The sequence below is a fragment of the Streptomyces sp. WMMC500 genome (assembly GCF_027497195.1).
Classification (GTDB): domain Bacteria; phylum Actinomycetota; class Actinomycetes; order Streptomycetales; family Streptomycetaceae; genus Streptomyces.
Genome location: NZ_CP114905.1, coordinates 3765968 through 3788648 on the forward strand (window position 1 = coordinate 3765968; position 22681 = coordinate 3788648).

22 protein-coding genes and 1 pseudogene are annotated in these 22681 nt (G+C 74.3%); 15 read left to right on the plus strand and 8 right to left on the minus strand.

Features of this window, described 5'->3' with window-relative positions:
- The first annotated feature begins 62 nt into the window (after positions 1–62).
- The 8 genes from hemL to O7599_RS16020 all read left to right on the plus strand — a co-directional run bounded on the left by hemL (position 63) and on the right by O7599_RS16020 (position 8067).
- Positions 63–1403 (plus strand): glutamate-1-semialdehyde 2,1-aminomutase, encoded by a 1341-nt coding sequence (hemL, locus tag O7599_RS15985; protein ID WP_281622822.1) that lies wholly within the window; start codon positions 63–65, stop codon positions 1401–1403.
- A gap of 20 nt (positions 1404–1423) precedes the next feature.
- Complete coding sequence (locus O7599_RS15990; RefSeq protein ID WP_281622823.1) at positions 1424–2134, plus strand: histidine phosphatase family protein; 711 nt, start codon at positions 1424–1426, stop codon at positions 2132–2134.
- A 200-nt stretch (positions 2135–2334) separates the two neighbouring features.
- A complete protein-coding gene (locus tag O7599_RS15995) occupies positions 2335–2934 on the plus strand; it encodes a TlpA disulfide reductase family protein (RefSeq protein ID WP_281622824.1) in 600 nt (199 codons plus the stop codon).
- A 10-nt stretch (positions 2935–2944) separates the two neighbouring features.
- Positions 2945–3700 (plus strand): cytochrome c biogenesis protein CcdA, encoded by a 756-nt coding sequence (locus O7599_RS16000; RefSeq protein WP_281622825.1) that lies wholly within the window; start codon positions 2945–2947, stop codon positions 3698–3700.
- A gap of 2 nt (positions 3701–3702) precedes the next feature.
- A complete protein-coding gene (locus O7599_RS16005) occupies positions 3703–5643 on the plus strand; it encodes a cytochrome c biogenesis protein ResB (RefSeq protein ID WP_281622826.1) in 1941 nt (646 codons plus the stop codon).
- Positions 5640–6734 (plus strand): c-type cytochrome biogenesis protein CcsB, encoded by a 1095-nt coding sequence (gene ccsB / locus O7599_RS16010; protein WP_281622827.1) that lies wholly within the window; start codon positions 5640–5642, stop codon positions 6732–6734. Before O7599_RS16005 ends, ccsB begins: the two co-directional genes overlap by 4 nt.
- An 83-nt stretch (positions 6735–6817) precedes the next feature.
- Positions 6818–7177, plus strand: coding sequence for a cupin domain-containing protein (locus tag O7599_RS16015; RefSeq protein WP_281622828.1), 360 nt, complete (start codon positions 6818–6820; stop codon positions 7175–7177).
- A gap of 98 nt (positions 7178–7275) precedes the next feature.
- Positions 7276–8067 (plus strand): phytanoyl-CoA dioxygenase family protein, encoded by a 792-nt coding sequence (locus tag O7599_RS16020; protein WP_281622829.1) that lies wholly within the window; start codon positions 7276–7278, stop codon positions 8065–8067.
- On the opposite strand, the gene thrS is transcribed toward O7599_RS16020, so the two are convergent.
- The gene (gene thrS / locus O7599_RS16025; RefSeq protein ID WP_281622830.1) at positions 8068–9354 is read right to left on the minus strand and encodes a threonine--tRNA ligase; all 1287 of its coding nucleotides are present in this window, start codon (positions 9352–9354) and stop codon (positions 8068–8070) included. It lies immediately after the preceding gene.
- 158 nt (positions 9355–9512) lie between these two features.
- Positions 9513–10595 (minus strand): helix-turn-helix domain-containing protein, encoded by a 1083-nt coding sequence (locus O7599_RS16030; protein WP_281622831.1) that lies wholly within the window; start codon positions 10593–10595, stop codon positions 9513–9515.
- A gap of 97 nt (positions 10596–10692) precedes the next feature.
- On the opposite strand from O7599_RS16030, the gene O7599_RS16035 reads away from it, so the two are divergent.
- Positions 10693–11097 (plus strand): cupin domain-containing protein, encoded by a 405-nt coding sequence (locus O7599_RS16035; RefSeq protein ID WP_281622832.1) that lies wholly within the window; start codon positions 10693–10695, stop codon positions 11095–11097.
- 8 nt (positions 11098–11105) lie between these two features.
- On the opposite strand, the gene O7599_RS16040 is transcribed toward O7599_RS16035, so the two are convergent.
- Entirely contained in the window at positions 11106–11666 is a 561-nt protein-coding gene (locus tag O7599_RS16040; RefSeq protein WP_281623402.1) for a TIGR03086 family metal-binding protein, read from the minus strand.
- 142 nt (positions 11667–11808) lie between these two features.
- Here O7599_RS16040 and O7599_RS16045 point away from each other — a divergent pair, with 142 nt between their 5' ends.
- Entirely contained in the window at positions 11809–12618 is an 810-nt protein-coding gene (locus O7599_RS16045; RefSeq protein ID WP_281622833.1) for a helix-turn-helix domain-containing protein, read from the plus strand.
- 157 nt (positions 12619–12775) lie between these two features.
- Here the strand turns inward: O7599_RS16045 and O7599_RS16050 are convergent, their stop codons facing one another.
- The 5 genes and pseudogenes from O7599_RS16050 to O7599_RS16070 form a co-directional block, all read right to left on the minus strand.
- The gene (locus O7599_RS16050; RefSeq protein WP_281622834.1) at positions 12776–13372 is read right to left on the minus strand and encodes a TIGR03086 family metal-binding protein; all 597 of its coding nucleotides are present in this window, start codon (positions 13370–13372) and stop codon (positions 12776–12778) included.
- Positions 13369–14400: a sigma-70 family RNA polymerase sigma factor gene (locus O7599_RS16055; RefSeq protein WP_281622835.1), complete on the minus strand. Its 1032-nt coding sequence runs from the start codon at positions 14398–14400 to the stop codon at positions 13369–13371. Before O7599_RS16055 ends, O7599_RS16050 begins: the two co-directional genes overlap by 4 nt.
- Before the next feature lie 131 nt (positions 14401–14531).
- Entirely contained in the window at positions 14532–15365 is an 834-nt protein-coding gene (locus O7599_RS16060; protein WP_281622836.1) for an NAD(P)H-binding protein, read from the minus strand.
- A gap of 179 nt (positions 15366–15544) precedes the next feature.
- Positions 15545–16828 (minus strand): MFS transporter, encoded by a 1284-nt coding sequence (locus O7599_RS16065; protein ID WP_281622837.1) that lies wholly within the window; start codon positions 16826–16828, stop codon positions 15545–15547.
- A pseudogene (locus O7599_RS16070) lies at positions 16825–17025 on the minus strand (GNAT family N-acetyltransferase); the annotation flags it as partial. The gene O7599_RS16065 and the pseudogene O7599_RS16070, both read right to left, overlap by 4 nt.
- Positions 17026–17294: 269 nt before the next feature.
- Here O7599_RS16070 and O7599_RS16075 point away from each other — a divergent pair.
- The 5 genes from O7599_RS16075 to O7599_RS16095 all read left to right on the plus strand — a co-directional run bounded on the left by O7599_RS16075 (position 17295) and on the right by O7599_RS16095 (position 22605).
- A complete protein-coding gene (locus O7599_RS16075; protein WP_281622838.1) occupies positions 17295–18044 on the plus strand; it encodes an SDR family NAD(P)-dependent oxidoreductase in 750 nt (249 codons plus the stop codon).
- Between the two features lie 104 nt (positions 18045–18148).
- Positions 18149–20062 (plus strand): glycoside hydrolase family 15 protein, encoded by a 1914-nt coding sequence (locus O7599_RS16080; RefSeq protein ID WP_281622839.1) that lies wholly within the window; start codon positions 18149–18151, stop codon positions 20060–20062.
- The gene (locus O7599_RS16085) at positions 20055–20666 is read left to right on the plus strand and encodes a histidine phosphatase family protein (RefSeq protein ID WP_281622840.1); all 612 of its coding nucleotides are present in this window, start codon (positions 20055–20057) and stop codon (positions 20664–20666) included. Before O7599_RS16080 ends, O7599_RS16085 begins: the two co-directional genes overlap by 8 nt.
- A 164-nt stretch (positions 20667–20830) precedes the next feature.
- Positions 20831–21784 carry a hypothetical protein gene (locus O7599_RS16090; RefSeq protein WP_281622841.1) on the plus strand — a complete coding sequence of 318 codons (954 nt, stop codon included), beginning with the start codon at positions 20831–20833 and terminating at the stop codon, positions 21782–21784.
- A 137-nt stretch (positions 21785–21921) separates the two neighbouring features.
- Positions 21922–22605 (plus strand): DUF3558 domain-containing protein, encoded by a 684-nt coding sequence (locus tag O7599_RS16095; protein ID WP_281622842.1) that lies wholly within the window; start codon positions 21922–21924, stop codon positions 22603–22605.
- Positions 22606–22681 lie beyond the last annotated feature (76 nt).

Genomic DNA, 22681 nt, shown 5'->3' on the forward strand with positions numbered 1-22681 from the left:
TACATCCCCAGCAACGCGCCCGCGAAACACCCCGGCGCGGGTCGTCTTGCGACTCTGAGACCATGGTTTGCGTGACCTATCCGTACCAGGCTCCAGTCTCGCAGAAGCTCTTCGACCGTGCGGCCGCCGTGACGCCGGGCGGCGTGAACTCTCCGGTGCGCGCGTTCCGCGCCGTGGGCGGTACGCCCCGGTTCATGGTGTCGGGGAAGGGTCCGTACCTGACCGATGCCGACGGCCGGGAGTACGTCGACCTCGTCTGCTCGTGGGGACCGATGATCCTCGGCCACGCGCATCCCGAGGTGACCGCCGCGGTGCAGGAGGCCGTCGCGCGGGGGACGTCTTTCGGCACTCCGGGCGCGGGTGAGGTGGCGCTCGCGGAGGAGATCGTCTCCCGGGTCACCCCCGCTGAGCAGGTACGACTCGTCTCGTCGGGCACCGAGGCGACGATGTCGGCGATCCGGCTGGCGCGCGGGTTCACCGGGCGGGCGAAGGTCGTGAAGTTCGCCGGCTGTTACCACGGGCACGTCGACGCGCTGCTCGCCGCGGCCGGCTCCGGGGTGGCCACCCTCGGGCTGCCGGACACACCGGGGGTCACCGGCGCGCAGGCCGGCGAGACGCTCGTGCTGCCTTATAACGATTTGGCAGCCGTCCGCGCGGCGTTCGAGGAGCACCCCGGCGACATCGCCTGCGTGATCACCGAGGCGTCGCCCGGGAACATGGGTGCGGTGCCGCCGCTGCCCGGCTTCAACCAGGGCCTGAAGGACCTGTGCGCCGAGCACGGCGCGCTGTACGTGTCCGACGAGGTGATGACCGGCTTCCGTACCTCCAAGGCCGGCTGGTACGGCGTCGACGGCGTGACGCCGGACCTGATGACCTTCGGCAAGGTCATGGGCGGCGGCTTCCCCGCCGCCGCGTTCGGCGGCCGGGCGGACGTCATGGCGCGGCTCGCGCCCGCCGGGCCCGTGTACCAGGCGGGCACGCTCTCCGGGAACCCCGTCGCCACCGCCGCCGGGCTCGCGCAGCTCCGGCTGCTGGACGACGCGGCGTACGCGGCCCTGGACGCCGTCTCGCGGCAGCTCCGGCAGCTCGTCACGGAGGCGCTGAGCAAGGAGGGTGTGGCGCACCGGGTGCAGGCGGCGAGCAACATGTTCTCCGTCTTCTTCACCGACCCCGACTCCCCCGTGACCGACTACGAGGGCGCGAAGGCGCAGCGGACGGAGCAGTTCACGGCCTTCTTCCACGCGATGCTCGCCGAGGGCGTGTACCTGCCGCCGTCCGCCTTCGAGTGCTGGTTCGTCTCCACGGCCCTGGACGAGGGCGCGGTGGAGCGGATCGCCCGCGCGCTGCCGGTCGCGGCCCGCGCCGCGGCCGAAGCGGGGGGCGGTTCCCGGGGTGGCGGGTAGGACGTTCCAAAATGGCTGACATGCGCGGTAAAGATGAAGGGAATCTCACCGTCGTGCACGTGGTACGGCACGGTGAGGTCCACAACCCCGACGGCGTCCTCTACGGCCGCAACCCCGGCTACCACCTCTCGGACCTGGGCCGCCGGATGGCCGAGCGCGTGGCCGAGCACCTCGCCCACCGCGACGTCCGGTACGTCGTCGCCTCCCCGCTGGAGCGCGCGCAGGAGACCGCCGCGCCCGTCGCGAAGTCGCACGGCCTGACGGCCGCCACCGACGACCGGCTCATCGAGGCGGCCAACGTCTTCGAGGGCAAGGCGTTCGGCGTGGGGGACGGCGCGCTGCGCAGGCCGGCGAACTGGAAGTACTTCACCAACCCCCTCCGCCCCTCCTGGGGCGAGCCGTACATCGAGCAGGTCGTCCGGATGATGGGCGCGCTGCAGTCCGCGCGCGAGGCCGCCCGAGGCCACGAGGCGGTCTGCGTCAGCCACCAGTTGCCGATCTGGGTGCTGCGCAGCTTCGCCGAGGGGCGGCGGCTGTGGCACGACCCGCGGTCGCGGCAGTGCACGCTGGCGTCGCTGACGACGTTCACGTTCGACGGCGACGACATCGTCTCCGTCGGCTACAGCGAGCCCGCCCGCGACCTCGTGCCGCCGCACCTCCTCGCGGGGGCGCAGCGCAGGTTCGGCCGAGGCGCCATCCGCGGTGCGGCGGCCAACGCCCCGCGGGCGTAGGGCGTAGGGCGTGGAGCGAGGGACGCAGAGGGCGGGGAGCGCGGGGCGCGTACCGCATGGGTCCGGCTCCAGGGCTCACCGTCCCCCGGCTTCCGGTTTCCCGCCCCGTACGCGGACCCATGAGCAGCCCCTCTTCCCCGCCGCCCCGCGCTAGAGGGGGGTGGAGAAGATCCCTCTCCGGCCCATGCGAAACTTTTCACATGATTTCTGCGAGGAGGCTCCACCGCCGGACCCTCGCGGCCGCCGCCGCGGCCGCAGCCGGCGCGCTGGTGCTGACCGCGTGCGGCGACGACGCGACGTCCTCCGGCGGCAACACGCAGTTCGTCAGCGGCACCGGGCAGCTCACCACGGTCAAGGCGAGCGAGCGCCTCGCCGCCCCGGACATCTCCGGCGAGACCACCGACGGCGGGGAGCTGGCGCTCTCCGACTACCGCGGCAAGATCGTCGTCCTCAACGTGTGGGGCTCCTGGTGCGCCCCCTGCCGCGCCGAGGCGCCGAACCTGCGCAAGGTCTCCGAGGACACCGCGGACCGCGGCGTGCGGTTCGTGGGCATCAACACCCGCGACCTCGACGTGGCCAACGCCGAGGCGTTCGACCGCTCCTTCGGCATCGAGTACCCGAGCCTGTACGACCCGTCCGGCAAGCTGATCCTGAAGTTCCCGAAGAACAGCCTGTCGCCGCAGGCCATCCCCTCCACGCTCATCCTCGACCGGCAGGGGAAGATCGCCGTACGGGCCCTCAAGCCGCTCTCCGAGAAGGAGCTGCGCGAGGCGCTCGAACCGGTCATCGAGGAGAAGTGACCTGACGCCCATGGAGCCGAACCAGACCGTGCTGACCGGGGCCCTGCTGCTGGCCCTGCCGGTCGCGCTGCTCGGCGGCCTGGTGTCCTTCTTCTCCCCGTGCGTGCTGCCGCTCGTGCCCGGCTATCTCAGCTACGTCACCGGGGTCAGCGGCACCGACCTGGAGAACGCCCGCCGCGGCCGGATGGCCGCCGGCGCCGGGCTCTTCGTCCTCGGCTTCACCGCGGTCTTCGTCTCGACGGGGGCGTTCTTCGGCGGGGTCGGCAACAACCTGCTGGAGCACCGGGAGACGATCTCCAAGGTCGTCGGGGCGCTGACCATACTGCTCGGGCTGACGTTCATGGGGATACTGGGCGGCACCCTCGGCGGCCTCACGCAGCGGGAGTTCCGCATCCACAAGCGGCCCGCGGTGGGTCTCGCCGGGGCGCCGATGCTCGGCATGGTCTTCGGCATCGGCTGGACGCCGTGCATCGGGCCGACGCTGATGTCGGTGCTCGCGCTGTCCACGAACGAGGCCAGCGCCGGCCGCGGCGCGCTGCTGACGGTGGCGTACTGCCTGGGCCTGGGGCTGCCGTTCATCGTCGCCGCCATCGCCTTCCGGCGGGCGCTCGGAGCGTTCGCCTGGGTGAAGAAGCACTATGTGTGGGTCATGCGAGTCGGCGGCGGCATGCTCGTCGTGACCGGCATCCTGCTACTCACCGGCGCCTGGGATCGCATCATCAACGAGATGCAGGTCTGGTCGTCGACCTTCACTGTGGGGATCTGACCATGAGCACGACGGACGAACGCGAGCTGACTGCCGCCGCGTCCCAGTTGTCCACGGCGCCCGTCGACGACTCGCCGCAGAGTCCGCTGCCGCAGGGCGGCTCGTTCGGGCGCGAGCTGGTGGCGTGGGCGCGCTGGTTCTGGCGGCAGCTCACGTCGATGCGCGTGGCGCTGATACTGCTGTTCCTGCTGTCGCTCGGCTCGATTCCCGGCTCGCTCATCCCGCAGACGACGGTCGACGAGATCGCCGTCAACCGGTTCCGCGAGGAGCACGAGACGCTCGCGCCGATCTACGACAAGCTGCAGCTCTTCGACGTCTACAGCTCGGTGTGGTTCTCGGCGATCTACATCCTGCTGTTCGTCTCGCTCGCCGGCTGCATCATCCCGCGCTCGTGGCAGTTCGTCGGCCAGCTCCGCGCCCGCCCGCCGCGCGCCCCGCGCAACCTGACGCGGCTGCCCGCGTACACGACGTGGGAGACCGAGGCCGAGGCGGCGGAGGTGCGCGAGGCCGCGGAGCGGATCTTCCGGCGGCGCCGGTTCCGCTACGCCGTGGCGCCGGCCGGCGACGGCGGCGCGATCGCCGCCGAGAAGGGCTATCTGCGCGAGGCCGGCAACCTGCTCTTCCACATCGCGCTCTTCGTCCTCCTCGTCGCCTTCGCCGCCGGGAACCTCTTCCGCGTCGAGGGCGGCAAGCTGATCGTCAAGGGCGACGGCTTCGCCAACACCCTCACCCAGTACGACGACTTCCAGGACTCCACGTTCGGCGCCGACCTCGACTCGTTCGGCTTCACGCTGGACGACTTCACGGCGACGTTCGAGAAGGACGGGCCCCAGCGCGGCACAGCGCGCGAGTTCTACGCCGACGTCACCTGGTGGGAGGGCGCGGCCGGCGAGCAGCACAAGGAACGTATCGAGGTCAACCACCCGCTGCAGATCGACGACACCAAGATCTTCCTCATCGGCCACGGCTACGCGCCCGTCGTCACGGTCCGCGACGGCCAGGGCGACGTGGCGTTCAGCGGCCCGGTCGCGTTCCTGCCGCAGGACGGCAACCACACCTCGACCGGCGCGATCAAGGTCCCGGACTACCGGGACGAGAACGGCAAGAAGACGCAGATCGCCTTCCAGGGCTTCTTCACCCCGACCTTCGGCGGCTACAGCAAGGAGGGCATGGTCTCGCAGTTCCCGGGGCCCGAGTACCCCGCGCTGTTCCTCAACGCCTACCGCGGCGACCTCGGCATGGACGCCGGCGTGCCGCAGAACGTGTACCAGCTCGACACGGAGCGGCTGACGCAGTTCAAGGACAAGAAGGGCGAGCCGCTGAAGAAGGCGCTGCGGCCCGGTGACACGTTCACGCTGCCGAACGGCGCGGGGTCGCTGGAGTTCGAGCGGCTGGACCGGTGGGCCAGCTTCCAGATCTCCCAGCAGCCCGGCAACTACTGGGCGCTGGCCGGGTCCCTCCTCGCGGTCGTCGGCCTCGCCGGGTCGCTGTTCATCCAGCGCCGGCGCGTGTGGCTGCGTACGGCGACGGGCGCGGACGGCCGTACGGTCGTGGAGCTGGCGGGGCTCGGGCGCAGCGAGAGCGCGCGGCTGCCGGAGGAGCTGGCGGACCTGGCGGTGGCGCTGCAGACGGACGGGGCGCCGGCGGTGGCCGACGCGCAGGACGCGGCGGCTGACGAGTCGGTTGACGAGTCTGCCGGCGCGGTGGCGGTCCCGAGGCAGTCCCGGGCCCCCGGGGACAAATCCGGCGCAACCGGGGGTGGGTCCGCGGCGGCCGGCCCGACGTCCGTAGAGTCCGAAGGCACGTCGCAGGAGCCCGAGTCCGACGAGTCCGAGCCCGCCGCGTCCGCCTCCCGCGGGACCGGGGCCGGTACGTCCCAGTCAGAAGATCCCGACGAGCCCGAAGGGCCCGAAGCCAAGCCCGACGAAGGAGCGCGCGCGTGAACATCGCTGCCGCGACCAACCAGAACCTGGCGGACATCAGCAACGTCCTCGTCTACTCGTCGATGGCCGTCTACGCCCTCGCCTTCTTCGCGCACGTCGGGGAGTGGGTCTTCGGCGGCCGGAGCCGCGTGGGCACGACCGCCGCGGCGCTCACGCCGAAGCAGGCGGCCGCCGACGCGCCCGCCGTCTCCGTGACGGTCAAGAAGCGCGGCGGCGGCACCGCCGTGCTGGAGCGCCCGAAGGTCGTCACGCGCGCCACGTCCGGCGAGCGGGACGTACCCGACGGTCCCGGCGCCGCGGGCGGCGACGAGCAGGGCGACCTCTACGGCCGCGTCGCCATCTCCCTCACGGTGCTGGCCTTCGCGCTGCACGCCGCCGGGGTGCTGACGCGCGCCCTGTCGGTGCAGCGGGCGCCGTGGGGCAACATGTACGAGTTCTCCACGACCTTCTCCGTGGTCGCGGTGGCCTCCTACCTCGCCTTCCTGGCGGCCGGCAAGAACGTCCGCTGGATGGGCCTGCCCCTGGTCACCACGGTCCTGCTCGACCTCGGCCTGGCCGTGTCCGTGCTCTACACCGACAGCGACCAGTTGGTGCCCGCGCTGGACTCGTACTGGCTGTGGATCCACGTCTCGCTCGCCATCGCCTGCGGGGCGCTGTTCTACCTCGGCATGGTCTCGACGGTCCTCTACCTCTTCCGCGACCGCTACGAGGCGAAGCTCGCTAACCCGAAGGGCGCGCAGCCCGGCTCGTTCGCGCGCTCGGTGCTCAGCCGGCTGCCGGCGGCGGGGTCGCTGGACAAGTTCGCGTACCGGGTGAACGCGGCGGTCTTCCCCTTCTGGACCTTCACCATCGTGGCGGGCGCGATCTGGGCCGAGAGCGCCTGGGGCCGCTACTGGGGCTGGGACCCCAAGGAGGTCTGGTCGTTCATCACCTGGGTCGCGTACGCCGCCTACCTGCACGCCCGCGCCACGGCCGGGTGGAAGGGCCGCAAGGCCGCGTATCTGGCGATCTTCGCGTTCCTGTGCTTCCTCTTCAATTACTACGGCGTCAACATGTTCGTCGACGGCCTGCACTCCTACTCGGGGGTATAGCACCGCCCGCGAAACCCCCTTCTGTTTGCCGTGCCGGGTGCGCGAAGCGCAGACTGGAATAGCGACAGAAGGGAGGTATCGCGATGCTGGAAGTCAAGACCATCGAGAAGCCGGACGAGCGGCGCGACTTCCCCCGCGGTCATATCGAAGCGCTGCACATGACCGGCCTGGATTTCGCGGTCGCCACTTTCGAGCCGGGCTGGCGTTGGTCGGAATCGGTGAAACCCCTGGCGGGTACCGAAAGCTGCATGGTGCACCACAACGGATACGTCGCTCAGGGACGCATGCGCATCCGCATGGACGGCGGCCAGGAGTCCGAGGTGCAGGCCGGCGACGCCTTCGTCTGCCCTCCGGGACATGACGCCTGGGTCGTCGGGGACGAGCAGGTCATCGTCTACGACTTCGCCGGCCAGATGGCGTCGGAGTACGCGAAGGAGAGCTGACGGCGAGCCGCCCCCGGGGCCTTCGCGCCCCGGTGCCGCGGCCGGAAGTATCCGCGCGGCCCTGGTCGCGGAACGGCCCCCGCGGTCATTCTGAGGTCATGGTCACCTCCAACGGCTACGTGCTCGACGAGTCCCCCCGCCGCCTCGGCGAACTGCACGCCGTGCCGGACTCCGAGCGGGGCGACCGGCGGGCGTTGTGGGAGCGGCTGCGGCGGGAGGGGTACCTGTGGCTGCGCGGGGCGCTCGACCCCCGCGGCGTACGGGACTTCCGCCGCTTCTACTTCGCGCACGTCGACCCCGAACTGCCGCGCGGCGAACAGCGCGCGGCGCTGTTCGGGCGGGTGGTGCCGGGAGCGGAGTACGCGGCGTTCTGCGCGCAGCCCGCGGTGCGGGACTGGTACGCCTGGTTCCTCGGCGGCGACACGTTCCTGCACCGGCGGAAGATCCTGCGCCACACCCGGCCCGGCGAGGCCGGGGTCGGCACTGCCACGCAGGCCCACTACGACCTCGTCTACCTCCGCGAGGGTACGGACCGGGTGCTCAGCTCGTGGATCCCGCTCGGCGACTGCCCCGTGGAACTGGGCGGTCTCGTTTACCTGGAGGGCAGCCACGTGCGGGTGCTCGCGGAGGAGGCGGCGGGCACGCTGAAGCGCCCGGCCGCCTCGCTCACGGCCGACCTGCCGGCGCTGGCGGAGGAGTACGACGCGCGGTGGCTCCTGGCGGACTACGCGGCGGGCGACATGGTCGTCCACTCGGCGCACATGGTGCACGCGTCGCTGGACAACACGGCCACCACGTACCGGCTGTCGACCGACATCCGCTACCAGCGCGCCGACCAGCCCATCGACTGGCGCTGGCAGGAGCACTGGCACGACCTCGACGGTCTCTGATCAGCCGATCCCCTGATCCGCAGCCCGGGCCGGGGAATGCGACGGCGCCGGCTCCGGCCACAGCTCCGGGCGCCGCGCCGCCACCGCCGCCGCCATCCGCGCCACCGCCTCCGCCACCGGCAGCGGCGCCGGCCGCCGCCCGTCGCGCAGCCGCACCGCCGCCGCCCCCACGGCCGCCTCCCGCGAGCCGATCACCACCTGGTACGGGGCCAGCCGCGCGGCCCGTACCCGCGCGCCCAGGGTGCCCCCCTCCGGCCCCGCCGACTCCGCCCGCAGCCCCGCCTCGACGCACCGCCGCAGCAGCGCCTGCGCCGGCGCCGCCTCCGCCTCACCCACCGGCAGCACCACCGCCTGCACCGGCGCCAACCACGGCGGGAACGCCCCCTGGTGCACCTCCACGAGCTGCGCCACCGCCCGCTCCGCACTGCCGACGACCGACCGGTGCACCATCACCGGGCGGTGCCGCCCGCCGTCCGCGCCCACGTACGCGAGGCCGAAGCGCGCCGGCTGGTGGAAGTCGACCTGCACGGTGGACAGGGTCGCCTCGCGGCCCGCCGCGTCGCGCACCTGCACGTCGATCTTCGGCCCGTAGAACGCCGCTTCGCCCTCCTCGGCCTCGTACGCGATCCCCGCCGCCGCGAGCGCCTTCTCCAGCAGCGCCCCGGCCCGCCGCCACAGCTCGGGGTCGCGCACGTACTTGCCGCCGGTGCCCGGCAGCGAGAGCCGGTAGCGGGCGGCCTCCAGGCCCATCGCGGCGTACGCCTCGCGGATCATCCGCAGCGCCGCCAGCGCCTCGTCGGCGACCTGCTCCAGGGTGCAGAAGAGGTGCGCGTCGTTGAGCTGGATGGCGCGTACGCGGGTGAGGCCGCCGAGGACGCCGGACGGCTCGGCGCGGTACATGCCGCCCAGCTCGGCCATGCGCAGCGGGAGTTCGCGGTAGCTGCGCTCGCAGGAGCGGTAGATGAGGGCGTGGTGGGGGCAGAGGCTGGGGCGGAGCACGACTTCCTCGCCGCCCGGGCCGCCGTCCTGGCTGCCGAGGCGCATCGGAGGGAACATGTCGTCGCGGTAGTGCTCCCAGTGGCCGGACAGCTCGTACAGCTCGCGCTTGCCGAGCACGGGTGAGTAGACGCGCTGGTAGCCGGCGCGGCGTTCGGCGTCGGCGACGTACTCCTCCAGCGCCTGCCGGACGGCGGCGCCGGCGGGCAGCCAGTAGGGCAGGCCGGCGCCGATGAGCGGGTCGGTGCCGAAGAGGTCGAGTTCGCGGCCGAGGCGGCGGTGGTCCTTCACGGTGGGCTCCTCGCGGGGTGGGTCGGGGGCCGCCCGCGGGGTCGTGCACGCCGAAGCCCCGGGGCGGTCGCCCCGGGGCTTTCTGCTGGGTCGTGGGTCAGCGCGCCGGGACGGTGTCCGGCGTCGTCGTCTGCACAGCGCGCTTCATGGGCAGGAGGCTAGCAGCGGCCGGGTGCGGGCTCCGACTCCTTTTCCGGTTCGGGCCGGGCGCGTACGGGACCCGCGCCGGGACCGGCAGGTACGGAGCCCGCCGCCGGGCCGAAGCGGGCCCGGTACGCCGACGGGCTCAGCCCGGTACGCCGCCGCACCTGCGTCCGCAGGTTCGCCGCCGTGCCCAGACCGCTCGTCCGCGCCACCACCTCCAGCCGGGTCTCCCCGCGCTCGATCAGCCGGCACGCCAGCGCCACCCGCTCCCCGGTGAGCCACGCCAGCGGCGTCGTGCCCAGCTCGCGGACGAAGCGCCGGTGCAGCGTGGCGGGGCTGACGGCGGCCTGCCCGGCCAGGTCGGCGACGGTCAGCGGCCGGTCGAGGCGCTCCGCCGCCCAGGCGAGCACCGGGGCGAGCGAGGCGTCCGGCACCGCCGGCACCGGGCGCTCGATGAACTGCCGCTGGCCGCCGTCGCGGTGGGCGGCGAAGACGAGGCGCCGGCTGACGTGGTTGGCCACCTCGGCGCCGTGGTCGCGGCGGATCAGGTGCAGCCCCAGGTCCAGGGCGGCGGCGCTGCCGGCGGCGGTGAGCACGTCGCCGTCGTCCACGAAGAGCACGTCGCGCCGGACCCGTACGGCCGGGTGGCGGGCGGCGAAGCGGTCGGCCCAGCGCCAGTGGATCGCCGCCGGGCGGCCGTCGAGCACGCCGGCGGCGGCCAGGGCGTACGCGCCGGTGCAGAAGCTCACGAGCCGGGCGCCCCGGTCGGCGGCGCGGCGGATGGCGGCGACGACGGGGGCGGTGGGCGGGGTGTCGTCGGGGCGGTTGGGGACGATCACGGTGTCCGCGGTGTCGGCGGCGGCGAGGCCGGGGACGCCGGAGAGGGTGAAGAAGCCGTCGTGCATGCGCACGCCGGGGGCGGGGGCGCAGAGCGTGAAGTCGTACCACGCCACGTCCAGCTCGGGCCGGCGCAGCCCGAACAGCTCGGTGGCGATGCCCATCTCGAAGGGGTTGGAGCCGGCGTCCACGAGCATGGCGACGCGGTGCGGCCGGGGCGGCCCGGGCGCCCGGCGCTCCTGCGAGGATTCTTGCGGCATGTGCGATTCGTAGCACTCCCCGCGACCTCCTGTCACGCGCAGGATGGCGTCCTGGAGATCACCGCACCCCCGCGGTGACGGAAGCGAGGAGCCGACCGTGAGCACCCACCCCGCCGAGCCCACCGCCCTCCGCGACGCGCTGGAGCGCATCGGGGAGCCGTGGAGCCCGCACGTCGTCGCGCGGGTCAACGACTACGACGTCAAGCTCGCCCACGCTGAGGGCGAGCACGTGTGGCACGTACACGAGCACACCGACGAGTTCTTCCTCGTCGTGGAGGGCGAGCTGCGCATCGGCCTGCGGGAGGCGGGCGGCGGCGAGCGGACGGTCACGCTGCCGAAGGGCGCGGTGTTCACCGTGCCGCGCGGCGTCGAGCACCGGCCGGTGGCCGCGCCCGGGACGGCGATCATGATGTTCGAGCCGGCCGGCACGGTGAACGTCGGCGACCGCCACGAGGCGGTGCCGGCGCACATCCCGTCGACGACCGGCTTCGAGCTGGCGTAGGTCCGGGGTCAGGCGACCGGGTGCCGCGGGTCGCGGCCCGTCGCGGCCAGGGCGCGGTCGAAGGCCGGGGCGTCCCGCGGTACGGGCACGGGGTCGGCGAAGCCGTCGTACTGCCGGTACATCTCGCCGTGGTCCTCCGCGACCCGCAGCACCAGCGCCGCCACCCCCGCGGACGCACGGAACTCCTGCCCGGTCGCGCGCGCCACGTCCCAGCCGTGCACCGCCATCTCCTTGACGATCACCGCCGCCACCTCCGGCGCCGGCATCGCCAGGAAGCCCAGGTCCACGTCGCCCTCCCAGGCCGCGGGCGCCGCCCAGGCGGCGACGGCGCGGTCGAGCTGCGCGGCGTACGCCTCCGCCCAGCCCGGTTCCGCGGCGAAGTCGCGCTGCGGCAGCTCGTCGGGGAGCCGGGTGCGGTGGGCGCGGTGCTCCAGGCCGTGGGAGGTGAAGGCGACCCAGTGGTTGACGAGCGCGCGGACGTCCCACTCCGCGCAGGGCGTGGGGCCGGCCAACTGCTCCGGCCGTACGCCGCGGGCGACACGCGCCGCCTCGGCGGCGCACTCCTTCATCAGCGCGTACACATCTGCGCTTCCGGCTGCGTTTCCGGCTGCGTTCTCGGTGGCGTGGTGGCTGTTCTCGCTGCTCATACCGGCGAAGGTAGGGCGGCCACCGCGGCCGGTCTTGAACAAACGCGACAGCTACGCTGCGCGTATGCCCGGCTCCGGATTCGACGACGTGCGCGGTGTGCTGCACCCCGGCGAGCACGCCCGGCTCGCCGCGCTCGACCGCCGCGCGCCCGGCCCGGCGGTGGCGCCGTTCGTCGACGGTTACTGGCACGTGCGCTGGCACCTGCCGGACGCGGACACGTACGACACGAAGGTCCTCACCCACCCGAACCTGCACCTGGTCTTCGAGGAGCCCGAGCCGCTGGTGTACGGGGTGCAGCGCGACCTGTTCGTGCGCCGGCTGACCGGCGCGGGGCAGGTGCTCGGGGTGCGGTTCCGGCCGGGCGGCTTCCGGCCGCTGGCGCGGGGGCCTGTCGCGGAGCTGGCGGACCGGCGGGTGCCGGCGGCGGAGCTGTTCGGGCCCGGGGTGGCGGAGGTGAGCCGCGCGGTGCTGCGGGCGGGCGCGGTGGCGGAGATGTGCGCCCTCGCGGAGGACTTCCTCCGGCCGCTGCTGCCGGCGGCGCCGGAGCCGGCCGCCGAGGAGGCGGCGGCCGTGGTGGCGCGGATCGCGGCGGAGCCGGGGCTGCTGCGGGTGACCGAGGTCGCCGCGGCGGCGGGGATGTCCGTACGGCGGCTGCAGCGGCTGTTCGCGGAGTACGTCGGGGCGAGCCCGAAGTGGGTGCTGCGGCGGGCCCGCCTCCAGGAGGCGGCGGCGCGGGCGGACGCGGGCACGCCGCCGGACCTCGCGGCGCTGGCGGCGGACCTGGGCTACGCGGACCAGGCCCACCTGACGCGGGACTTCACCGCGACGGTGGGCGCGCCGCCGACGCGGTACGCGGAGGGCACCCCGGACTGAACGCCGGCGCGCGGGACGCCCGCGCGCGGAACACCCGGCCCGCCCGCGACCACCGGCCGCGGGGCGCCCGCCCGGACCGGCCCCGTCACAGGCCGGCCCGGAGCGGCGCACCGCCCGGTCGCGTACGACACGAGCCGCCCCGCGCCCGTACGCCCCCTCAGCCCGCCCAGTCCGGCCTGCGCCCCAGGTACGCCACCAGCCGCTCCCCCGGCTCCGCCCCCTCCCGCACCCACTGCACCGTCGCGAACCGCGCCGGCCGGTCCTCCGCCACCACGAACAGCGGCGCCAGCTCCAGAAGTTCCTCCGCCAGCGCCGCCGGCACCTGCTCCGGCTGCCCGCTGGCGCGGGCCAGGTCCCAGCCGTGCACCGCCAGCTCCAGCGCGCCCGTGCACGTCACGACCGCCGCCGCCAGCGGCAGGCTGCCCACCGTCACCAGCTCCCGCCGCCGCACCGCCGCCCACGCGCCGAGCAGCCGCCTGGCCCGGTCCCGTACCGCCGTGACCGGGTCGGCGAGGCTGTACGCGGCCTGCGGCTTGAGGGCGATGTGGCCGGTGTCGGCGGCCTCGTTGAGCGCGGCGAGGGAGTCGCCGACGTGCGCGAGGAGCTGCCCGAGGTCCCACTGCGCGCACGGCGTGGGCCGGCGCAGGTCGCCGGGGCCGACCCGGTGCAGGACGCCCAGGGCGTACGTCACCGACCGCTCCAGCAGGGCCACGCCGCCGAGCAGCGCCGTGGGCGCGCTCCCGTCGGGCCTCATCGGTTCCCCCCGCCGGGCAGGTCCGCGTCGGTCAGCTCCGCGTCGGTCAGGATCTCCGGGAGGCCCGCGGAGGCGAACAGGGAGGTGTCGAAGAAGCAGCCGACGTGCGAGATGGCGCGCCCGCCGGGCGCGACGGTCAGCACGTGCAGCGCGAAGGGGCGATAGGCGCCGTCCGGGCCGCGGGTGTAGAGCGCGAAGCCCGGCTGCCCGTTGAGGCCCACCGGAAGCAGCCGCGCCTCCCCGGGCGCGTACGGGCACTTCACGGTGGCGAGCGTCGCCACCCGCTCCGGCCCGCGGAACCACTCGGGGAACGGCGGCATCTCCCAGATCACGTCCTCGGTGAACAGGCGCACGATCTCCTGGACGTCCTTGGTGACGAACGCCTCGACGTACCGGTCCAGCAGCTCGCGCTGGGCGGCGTCCGCCGGCTCGGTGACGGACTCCTCGCTCGGCGCGACCTTCTCCAACTGCGCCCGGGCGCGCTGCAACGCGCTGTTGACGGACGCCGTCGACGTACCCAGAAGCTCGGCGACCTCCGCCGCCTTCCAGCGCAGCACGTCGCGCAGCAGCAGCACCGCGCGCTGCCGCGGCGGCAGGTGCTGCAGCGCGGCGACGAACGCGAGCCGCACGGACTCCCTCGACCCGACGACCGCCGCCGGATCGGTCTCCGCCGACTCGACCAGCGCGTCCGGCACCGGCTCCAGCCAGGGCACCTCGGGCCGCTCGGTGAGCTGCCCGGCCGGATCGTCGCCGGGGCCGCCGAGGCCGGTGGGCAGGGGGCGGCGCTGCCGCCGCTCCAGGGCGGTGAGGCAGGCGCGGGTGGCGATGGTGTGGAGCCAGGTGCGCAGGGAGGAGCGGCCCTCGAAGTTGTCGTACGAGCGCCAGGCGCGCAGGTACGTCTCCTGCACCAGGTCCTCGGCGTCGTGGACGGAGCCGAGCATGCGGTAACAGTGCGCGAGCAGCTCGCGCCGGTAGGGGTCGGACAACCGGAGGAAGTCCTCCTCGGCCGCCGTGTTCGCCGTAGCCATCGCCGCTCCGCCCTCTCTGGTCGCCTTCACCGCACCCGCTACCGGTACTGACTGTGTGATGCACGAAAACTCATCGCCGGGGCGCGGAAAGGCGGACGGGATCGGGCGGAAGCCCGGTCGGGCGGCAGCGGTCAGGCGGCGAAGGCGTCGGCGTGGGTCTGGGCCCACTGCTCGAACGTCCGCGGCTCCCGCCCCGTGATGTCGTACACCGTCGGCAGCACCGGCGACTCGTCCAGCGCGCCGCCGCGGTAGAAGTCGAAGAAGGCGTCGACGTACGCGCGCGGCATCGCCGCCGCCATCTCCGCGCGCGCCGTCGCGTCGTCCAGCCCCTCGAAGCGCAGCGGCCGGTCCAGCACGTCGCCGAGGACGGTCACCTGCTCGCCGGGCAGCAGCGGCTCGGGGCCGGACAGCTCGTAGACCCTGCCCTCGTGGCCGTCGCCGAGGAGCGTGTCGGCGACGACCTCGCCGACGTCGTACGGGTCGATGCAGGCGACCGGCACGTCGGCGAACGGGCCGCGCACCACGTCGCCGGTGCGCAACTGCGACTGCCAGCGCAGGGCGTTGGCGGCGAAGGCGCTGGGGCGGACGACGGTCCAGGGGATGCCGGCTGCGCGGACGGCCTCCTCGGAGCGGACCATGTACGCGGTGACGGCGTTGCCCATGTCGCCGCTGGCGGCGGAGCGCCCGGACAGCAGCGCGACGCGGCCCACTCCGGCGCGGACGACCTGGGCGAGGAGGCCGGGCATGTCGCGGTAGCCGGGGAGCAGGAAGACGCCGTCGACGCCGTCGAGGGGCCCGGCGAGCGACTCGGGGTCGTCCAGGTCGCCGGCCACGGCGGTGGCGCGCGGCGGCAGCCCGGGCAGCGCGCCGCCGCGGCTGAGCGCGCGGACCTCGGCGCCCTGCTCGGCCAGCGCCCTGACCACCTCGGACCCGACGTTGCCGCCCGCACCCGCGACCAGATACATCCGGCACCCCTTCCGGCCCGCCGTCCGCGGACTCCGCACGTTCCGCGAGTTCTGCAGCTCACAGCCTCGCACGCCGGGACCGCGGCTGTGCAGCCCGTCTGACGCCGTGGACGGGTGCACGGCCCGGCTCGCGCCGCGCACCGGCGGGCGCGCGGCGGCAGCGGCCGGGCGCACCGGACTCAGTCCGCGGGGACCTTCGCCGGCGTGTCGGGGGTGGTCGGCAGCGCCCGGACGTACCGCAGCCCGGACGGGAGGAGCCACAGGACGCTCAGCACGGCGCCTACGGTGCCCAGCCACATCGTCGGCCGCAGGCCGATGGCCGCGCCCAGGGTGCCGGCGAGCACGGCCCCGACGGGACGTACGCCGAAGTTGGACGTCTGGATCACCCCCATCACCCGGGAGCGCAGCGTGGACGGGATGACGGCGATCAGGTAGCTGTTGGCCGCGATGTCCAGCACCGCGACCCCGCACCCGGAGGCGAACAGGGAGGCGGCCAGCACGGTGACCACCAGCGGCGTCGGGCCGTCCGCGAGCGGCACGAGCGGCAGCGGCAGGCTGAATCCGGCGAAGCCGGCGATGACGGCCGGGCCGAGCCCGGTCCGCCGCACCACGCGCGGCGCGAGGTACGCGCCGGCCAGGCCGCCGAGCCCGGCCATGGCGAAGACCAGCCCCAGCAGCCCGGGAGACAGGCCCAGCTCGTCGGTCGCGTACAGCACGAACAGCGTCACCAGCAGCGTGTTGAACAGACTCAGCGTCGCGACCCCGGCGATCAGCAGGCTGGGGGTGCGGTGGGCCGTCACCCAGCGCAGCCCGTCCGTCAGCCCGCTGCCCCCGCTGCGTGCGGGCGGCGCCTCGGTGGCCGTGATACGCCCCAGGCACGCGGCCGACACCAGATACGTCACCGCGTCGAGGAGCAGCGCGAAGGGGGCCGTCAGCGCCTGGACCAGCGCGCCGCCCCCGCCGGGACCGGCGACCGCGGCGGCCGACCGGCTGCCGGAGAGCAGCGCGTTGCCGTCGACGAACCGCTCCGGGGCGAGCACGGACGCGTAGACGTGGTGGTTGCAGACGCGGAAGAGCACGGTGAGGGCGCCGACGGCGAACTCGGTCACGTACAGGTGCGTCATCGTCAGCGCGCCGGCCGCGTACGCCAGCGGGACGGAGGCGACGGCCGCGAACCGGCCGAGGTCCGCGACGATCATCGCGCGGCGCCGGTTCGCCTGCCGGTCCGCCCAGGCGCCGCCGGGGATCGACAGCAGGAGTGAGGGCAGCAGGGCGACGGCGGTGAGCCAGCCCATCTCGGTGGGGCCGGCGTCGAGCAGCAGCACGGCGGCGAGCGGGACCGCCAGGATCGTGATCTCGTCGCCGGCCAGGGAGGTGGTCTGCGCGGTCCAGTACAGGCGGAACCCCCGCTCCCGCAGCAGCCCGCTCCGGGGCGGCGGGTCACGGGGGTCCGTGGCGTTCACAGGGCCAGCAGCATGATGTCGGAGGCGGGCTTGTCGTCCGCCGGCCGCCAGCGGCCGACCCGGTGATAGCCCCACGCGGCGTAGGCGGCGTGCGCCGGAGCCGCCTCCGCCTCGGTCCGCACCGCGAGCGTGACGCGCTCGACGCCGAGCCCCGCGCGGAGTTCCGCGTGCAGCCGGGCGGCTGTGCCGCGGCGCCGGTGGCCGGCGCGGACTTCGCCGTCGCCGGGGGGCGGACGGACCGGCGGCGACCGCTGACGCCCGGCGTGTTCTTCGCGGTGGCCGGGACGGTGCTCGCCTCGTGCTCCAGGAGCGTGATCATCTGTACGGTCCTCTCGTCGTCGGACGCAAGTCGCCACAGACTGCTCGACCGACCTGGCAGGAACCTTGTGCTCACCTGGAATCCGCAGCCCGCACCCCCGCACCCCGCCCCGCCCGCACCCCCGCCGACCTGCTTATCCTGGGCCGTATGCCTACCGCAGTCGTCACCGGAGCGAGCAGCGGCATCGGCGCGGCCACGGCCCGTCAGCTCGCCGCCGCCGGCCACCACGTCGTCCTCACCGCCCGCCGCAAGGACCGTATCGACGCGCTCGCGGCCGAGCTGACCGCCGCCGGGCACGCCGCCACCGCGTACGCGCTGGACGTCACCGACCGCGCCGCCGTGGACGCCTTCGCGGCCTGGCTCGACCGCTGTGACGTCCTCGTCAACAACGCCGGCGGGGCGCTCGGCACCGAGCAGGTCGAGGCCGGCGACCCGGCCGACTGGCGGGCGATGTACGAGGTGAACGTCATCGGCACGCTCCACCTCACCCAGGCGCTGCTGCCCGCCCTCGTCGCCTCCGGCGACGGCACGGTCGTCATCGTCACCTCGACCGCCGGCCACGCCGTCTACGAGGGCGGCGGGGGCTACGTCGCCGCGAAGTTCGCCGAGCACAGCGTCGCCGCCACCCTGCGGCTGGAGCTGAACGGCCGGCCCGTGCGGGTCATCGAGATCGCGCCGGGGATGACGCGCACCGAGGGCTTCGCGGTGACCAGGATGCGCGGCGACGAGGAGAAGGCCGCCGCCGTGTACGCCGGCGTGAAGGAGCCGCTGACGGCGGACGACGTGGCGGACACGATCACCTGGGCGGTGACCCGCCCGGCGCACGTGAACGTCGACCTGCTGGTCGTACGCCCCCGCGCGCAGGCCGCGAACTACAAGGTGCACCGGGAGCCGTAAAAACCCTCCGGGCGGGCACCCGAACGGCCGCGCCGCGGCGGCCGTCGCGCGCGCGGGGCGGGAGAGTCGTCGTATCGCCGCCGCCAGGGGAAGGAAGTGCCGTCGTGACCCCGGGCCCGTATCCGCCGATCGCGGACCACGGCATCATCGGAGACCTGCAGACCGTCGCGCTGGTCTCCGCCGAGGGCGTGGTCGACTGGCTGTGCTCGCCGCGCTTCGACTCCCCCAGCGTCTTCGGCGCGCTCCTCGACCACGAGCGCGGCGGGCGCTTCGGCGTCACCGCCGACGCCTCCGACGCCGTCACGCGCCAGATCTACCTGCCCGGCACGGCCGTCCTCGTCACCCGCTTCCTGTCCACCGAGGGCATCGGCGAGGTGCTGGACTTCATGCCGGTGGACCACCCCGAGCAGGCCACGGACAGGCACCGGGTGATCCGGCTGGTACGGGCCCTGCGCGGCCGGATGCGCTTCACGCTGGACTGCAGCCCCCGCTTCGACTACGGCCGCGACCCGCACCGGCTCGAAGTCGACGGGCGCACCGCCCGCTTCCGCTCGGCCACCGGCGACGGCCACCTCCAGCTCCTCGGCCCCGTCCACGGGCTGACCCGGGACGGCGAGGACGTGCGCGCCGTGCTGGACCTGGCGCCGGGCCGCCCCGCCGCCGCGGTGTTCACCCTGAGCGCCCCCGGCGCCGAGCCGCCCCCGGCCGCGTACGAGCAGGGCGTGCACCGGGAGCTGGACGCGGTGCGCTCGTACTGGCACCGCTGGACCTCCCGCTGCACGTACCGGGGCCGCTGGCGCGAGGTGGTCACCCGCTCCGCGATCACGCTGAAGCTGCTGATGTACGCCCCGACCGGCGCGCCCGTGGCCGCCGCCACGATGGGGCTGCCGGAGCAGATCGGCGGCGAGCGGAACTGGGACTACCGCTACACCTGGATCCGCGACGCCTCCCTGTCCGTACGCGCCCTCCTCGACCTCGGCTACGCCGCCGAGGCCGACGCCTACCGGCTCTGGCTCGGCGAGCGCCTCGTCGCCGGCCACGAGGGGGCCCGGGCGGAAGCCGCCGGCGGCGGCACCCCCGGGAACGTCCGCCGCGGCACCGTCACCGGCGAGCCGCTGCAGGTCATGTACCGCGTCGACGGCGACCCCCACCTGCCCGAGGAGACCCTGCCGCACTGGGAGGGCTACCGCGGCTCCGCGCCCGTCCGCGCCGGCAACGCCGCCGCCGACCAGCTCCAGCTCGACATCTACGGCGAGGCCGTCTACGCCCTCGCCCAGGCCAGCGACACCGCGGGACACGCCGGCTACGACTCCTGGCGCTACCTCGCCGCCCTCCTCGACTGGCTCTCCGACCACTGGGACCGCCCGGACGAGGGCATCTGGGAGACCCGCGGCGGGCGCCAGGACTTCACGTACAGCCGCCTGATGTGCTGGGTCGCCTTCGAGCGCGGGGTCCGCATGGCCGCCGACCTCGCCCGCCCGGGCGACGTCGCCCGCTGGACCGCCGCGCGGGACGCGATCTTCGAGCAGGTGATGGAGCGCGGCTACAGCACCCGGCGGCAGGCGTTCGTCCAGCACTACGGCAGTGAGGTGCTCGACGCCTCGCTGCTGCTGATGCCCCGGGTCGGCTTCGCGGCGGCGCGCGAGCCGCGCTGGCTCTCCACGCTGCGGGCGATGGAGGCGGAGCTGGTCACCGACAGCCTCGTGCACCGCTACGACCCGTCCGCCGCCCCCGACGGGCTGCGCGGCAGCGAGGGCACGTTCTCGCTGTGCAGCTTCCTGTACGTGTCCGCCCTCGCCGGCGCCGGGCACGTCGACCGGGCCCGCTACGCGTTCGAGAAGATGCTCACGTACGCCAACCACGTGGGCCTGTTCGCCGAGGAGATCGGCCCCACCGGCGAGCAACTCGGCAACTTCCCGCAGGCGTTCACGCACCTCGCGCTGATCATGGCCGCACTGACCCTGGACGAGGCGCTGGACGCCGCGGAGAGCGAAGGAGGCACGGCCCCCCATGGGTGACCTGCTGCTCGTACGGCACGGCGAGACCGAGTGGAGCCGCGACGGCCGCCACACCGGCCGTACGGACCTGCCGCTGACGGACGTCGGCGAGGACCAGGCCCGCGCGCTGGCCCCGGTGCTCGCGGGGCGGCGCATCGCCACGGTGCTGTGCAGCCCCCTGCGGCGCACGGTGCGTACGGCGGAGCTGGCGCTGCCCGGCGGCCGGGGCACGGTGCTGGAGCCGCGGCTGCAGGAGTGGGACTACGGCGGCTACGAGGGCCTGACCACCCCGGAGATCCGCGCCGAGCGCCCCGGCTGGGACCTGTGGCGCGACGGCGTACCGGCGGGCGGCCCCGGCCACCCCGGGGAGACGCTGGCGGCGGTCGGGCACCGCTGCGACGAGGTGCTGGCCGTCGCCGACGCGGCGCGGCACGACGCGGAGGGCGACGTGCTGCTCGTCGCGCACGGGCACGTCCTGCGCGTCCTCACCGCCCGCCGGCTGGGCCAGCATCCGTCCGCGGGCGCGCTGTACCGGCTGGAGACCGCCACCCTGTCCGTCCTCGGCACGGAGCACGACCGGCCCGTCCTGCTCGGCTGGAACATCCCCGCCCCCAGCGCGCGGTGAGCCACGGCGTACCCGTCCGCCGCGCTCATGCGACAAGATAAGCGGGTCAACCGCCTTACGGCGGACACCCGAGCGAACGAAGCGGCAAGACGTGCGATAAACATGGTGGTCGTCCGCCACCCGCGGGCGGCACCATGTCCTGGAGTCGGAAGGAGACTTCTCCCGTGCAGCGAAGGGCACTCGTGCAGGCCGTCACGACGGCCGCCGTGCTCGCGGTCGCGCTGGCCGGCTGCACCGGCTCCGACGAGAGCACCGGCGCGGTCGACAGCCTGACCGGCGGCGCCGGCGCCAGCTCCGCGACGGTGCCGTCGGGGAAGTACAGCTCGCTGCCCGAGCCGTGCACGGCGCTGAGCACCGGGACGCTGGCGGACCTGCTGCCGGGGGCGGACGAGGAGACCGAGGACGCCACCGAGGACGCCGCCGAGGAGGCCCTCGCGGGCGAGCCGGACCTCACGTACGACGCGGACCGGCAGGTGGGCTGCCGCTGGGAGCGGGAGACCACCGAGGGCGGCCACAAGCTGGGATTGCAGTTCGAGCGGATCGTGTCGTACGACGACGAGGTCAGCGACGACGAGCAGGCCGCCCAGATCTACGCAGAGCGGGCCGGGGAGCACGACGTCGACGTGAGCAGCGACGCGCCCGACCTGCCGGACAAGGGCACGACCGGCGACGCCTCGGGGGTCGCCCCCGCCACGGGCGGCGGCAGCCCGGACTCCGGCGCGACGGACGACCCGCAGCCGGGCGAGAGCAGCGCGGAGGCGGGCGGCGAGAGTGCGGAGGAGACCCCGAACGGCAGCACGGACGACGCCACCGCCGGCAGCACGGACGGCAGCGCCGACGCCACCGACTCCCCCGACGCCGGTTCCGGCCCGGCCGAGACCATCGCCCCCCGCCTCCTCGACGACATCGGCGACGAGTCGTTCCTCGACGACGAGACCGCGGGCGCCGGAGCCGGGGTGCAGCGCGCGGTGACAGTGGTGTTCCGCACGTCGAACGTCGTGGTGACCGTCACGTACGACCAGTGGCACACCGCGGGCAGCGAGCCGCCGGACAGCGCTGAGCTGCAAGAGCGCGCCCAGCAGGTGGCCGACCAGCTCGCCGACCAGCTCGCCGGCTGACGCCCCGAACCGCCGGAACCGCCCGGCCGCCGTCAGCGGCGGCGGGTACGCTCGCAAGCCGGCGCCCCGCCAGGCGCCGGGCCCAGGGCGTCGTGCCCCGCTCGCGGGCCGCCCAACGACCGAGTGATGAAGGACCCATGCACCGCTCTACGACCCGCATCCCCCGAGCCCTGGCCGCCGCGGCCGTGCCCCTGATACTCGTCACCGCCGGCTGTTCCTCCGGCGACGACGGCGGCGACAGCGGCAGGTCGGACAGCTCCGCGCCCTCCGCGGAGAGCAGCGAACCGCAGGTCGCGCCGGCGAAGTTCAGCGAGCTGCCCGACCCCTGCGACGCGCTCGCCAAGGACAGCATCAAGGACCTGGTGCCGGGCGCGAAGAGCACCACAGGCACCGCGGGGAAGTCCGCCGACACCTCCCAGCGCAGCAGTTGCTCCTGGACCGGCCTCAAGGGCTACCAGTGGCGCTGGCTCGACGTCTCCTACCAGCGCTACGACTCCGACCCGGCCGTCGGCAGCGGCGCCGACCGCGCCGACGAGTACTACGGCAAGCAGGTCGCGGCCACCGAGGCCACCGAGGGCGCCAAGGGCATGAAGTCCTCCGCCCCCACCGGACTGGGACAGAAGGCCACGGAGTTCACGTACGAGACGACCGAGGACAAGCAGGACTACGTCAAGCAGACGGTCGTCTCCCTGCACGAAAACGTCGTCGTCACGGTCAACTACCACGGCGCCGGCTTCCAGGGCTCGGATCAGCCCAAGTCCGCCGACCTGCTGAAGGACGCGGAGAAGGCGACCAAAGAGGCGCTGACCGCGGTCAAGTGACCGAACCTGCATACGCAGCCCCGTACAGCCGTGCGAGGCTAGCGAGGCTCCGGGCGGTCCCCGGGGCGGCCGGTGA

Coding starts and splice junctions, on each gene's coding strand:
- O7599_RS16050 (WP_281622834.1), bottom strand. CDS start 13,372: ATGAGGCCCGACGGGAGCGCGCCCACGGCGCTGCTCGGCGGCGTGGCC.
- O7599_RS15995 (WP_281622824.1), top strand. CDS start 2,335: ATGATTTCTGCGAGGAGGCTCCACCGCCGGACCCTCGCGGCCGCCGCC.
- hemL (WP_281622822.1), top strand. CDS start 63: ATGGTTTGCGTGACCTATCCGTACCAGGCTCCAGTCTCGCAGAAGCTC.
- O7599_RS16060 (WP_281622836.1), bottom strand. CDS start 15,365: ATGTATCTGGTCGCGGGTGCGGGCGGCAACGTCGGGTCCGAGGTGGTC.
- O7599_RS15990 (WP_281622823.1), top strand. CDS start 1,424: ATGCGCGGTAAAGATGAAGGGAATCTCACCGTCGTGCACGTGGTACGG.
- O7599_RS16095 (WP_281622842.1), top strand. CDS start 21,922: ATGCACCGCTCTACGACCCGCATCCCCCGAGCCCTGGCCGCCGCGGCC.
- O7599_RS16020 (WP_281622829.1), top strand. CDS start 7,276: ATGGTCACCTCCAACGGCTACGTGCTCGACGAGTCCCCCCGCCGCCTC.
- O7599_RS16005 (WP_281622826.1), top strand. CDS start 3,703: ATGAGCACGACGGACGAACGCGAGCTGACTGCCGCCGCGTCCCAGTTG.
- O7599_RS16085 (WP_281622840.1), top strand. CDS start 20,055: ATGGGTGACCTGCTGCTCGTACGGCACGGCGAGACCGAGTGGAGCCGC.
- O7599_RS16075 (WP_281622838.1), top strand. CDS start 17,295: ATGCCTACCGCAGTCGTCACCGGAGCGAGCAGCGGCATCGGCGCGGCC.
- O7599_RS16015 (WP_281622828.1), top strand. CDS start 6,818: ATGCTGGAAGTCAAGACCATCGAGAAGCCGGACGAGCGGCGCGACTTC.
- O7599_RS16030 (WP_281622831.1), bottom strand. CDS start 10,595: ATGCCGCAAGAATCCTCGCAGGAGCGCCGGGCGCCCGGGCCGCCCCGG.
- O7599_RS16055 (WP_281622835.1), bottom strand. CDS start 14,400: ATGGCTACGGCGAACACGGCGGCCGAGGAGGACTTCCTCCGGTTGTCC.
- O7599_RS16045 (WP_281622833.1), top strand. CDS start 11,809: ATGCCCGGCTCCGGATTCGACGACGTGCGCGGTGTGCTGCACCCCGGC.
- O7599_RS16000 (WP_281622825.1), top strand. CDS start 2,945: ATGGAGCCGAACCAGACCGTGCTGACCGGGGCCCTGCTGCTGGCCCTG.
- O7599_RS16040 (WP_281623402.1), bottom strand. CDS start 11,666: ATGAAGGAGTGCGCCGCCGAGGCGGCGCGTGTCGCCCGCGGCGTACGG.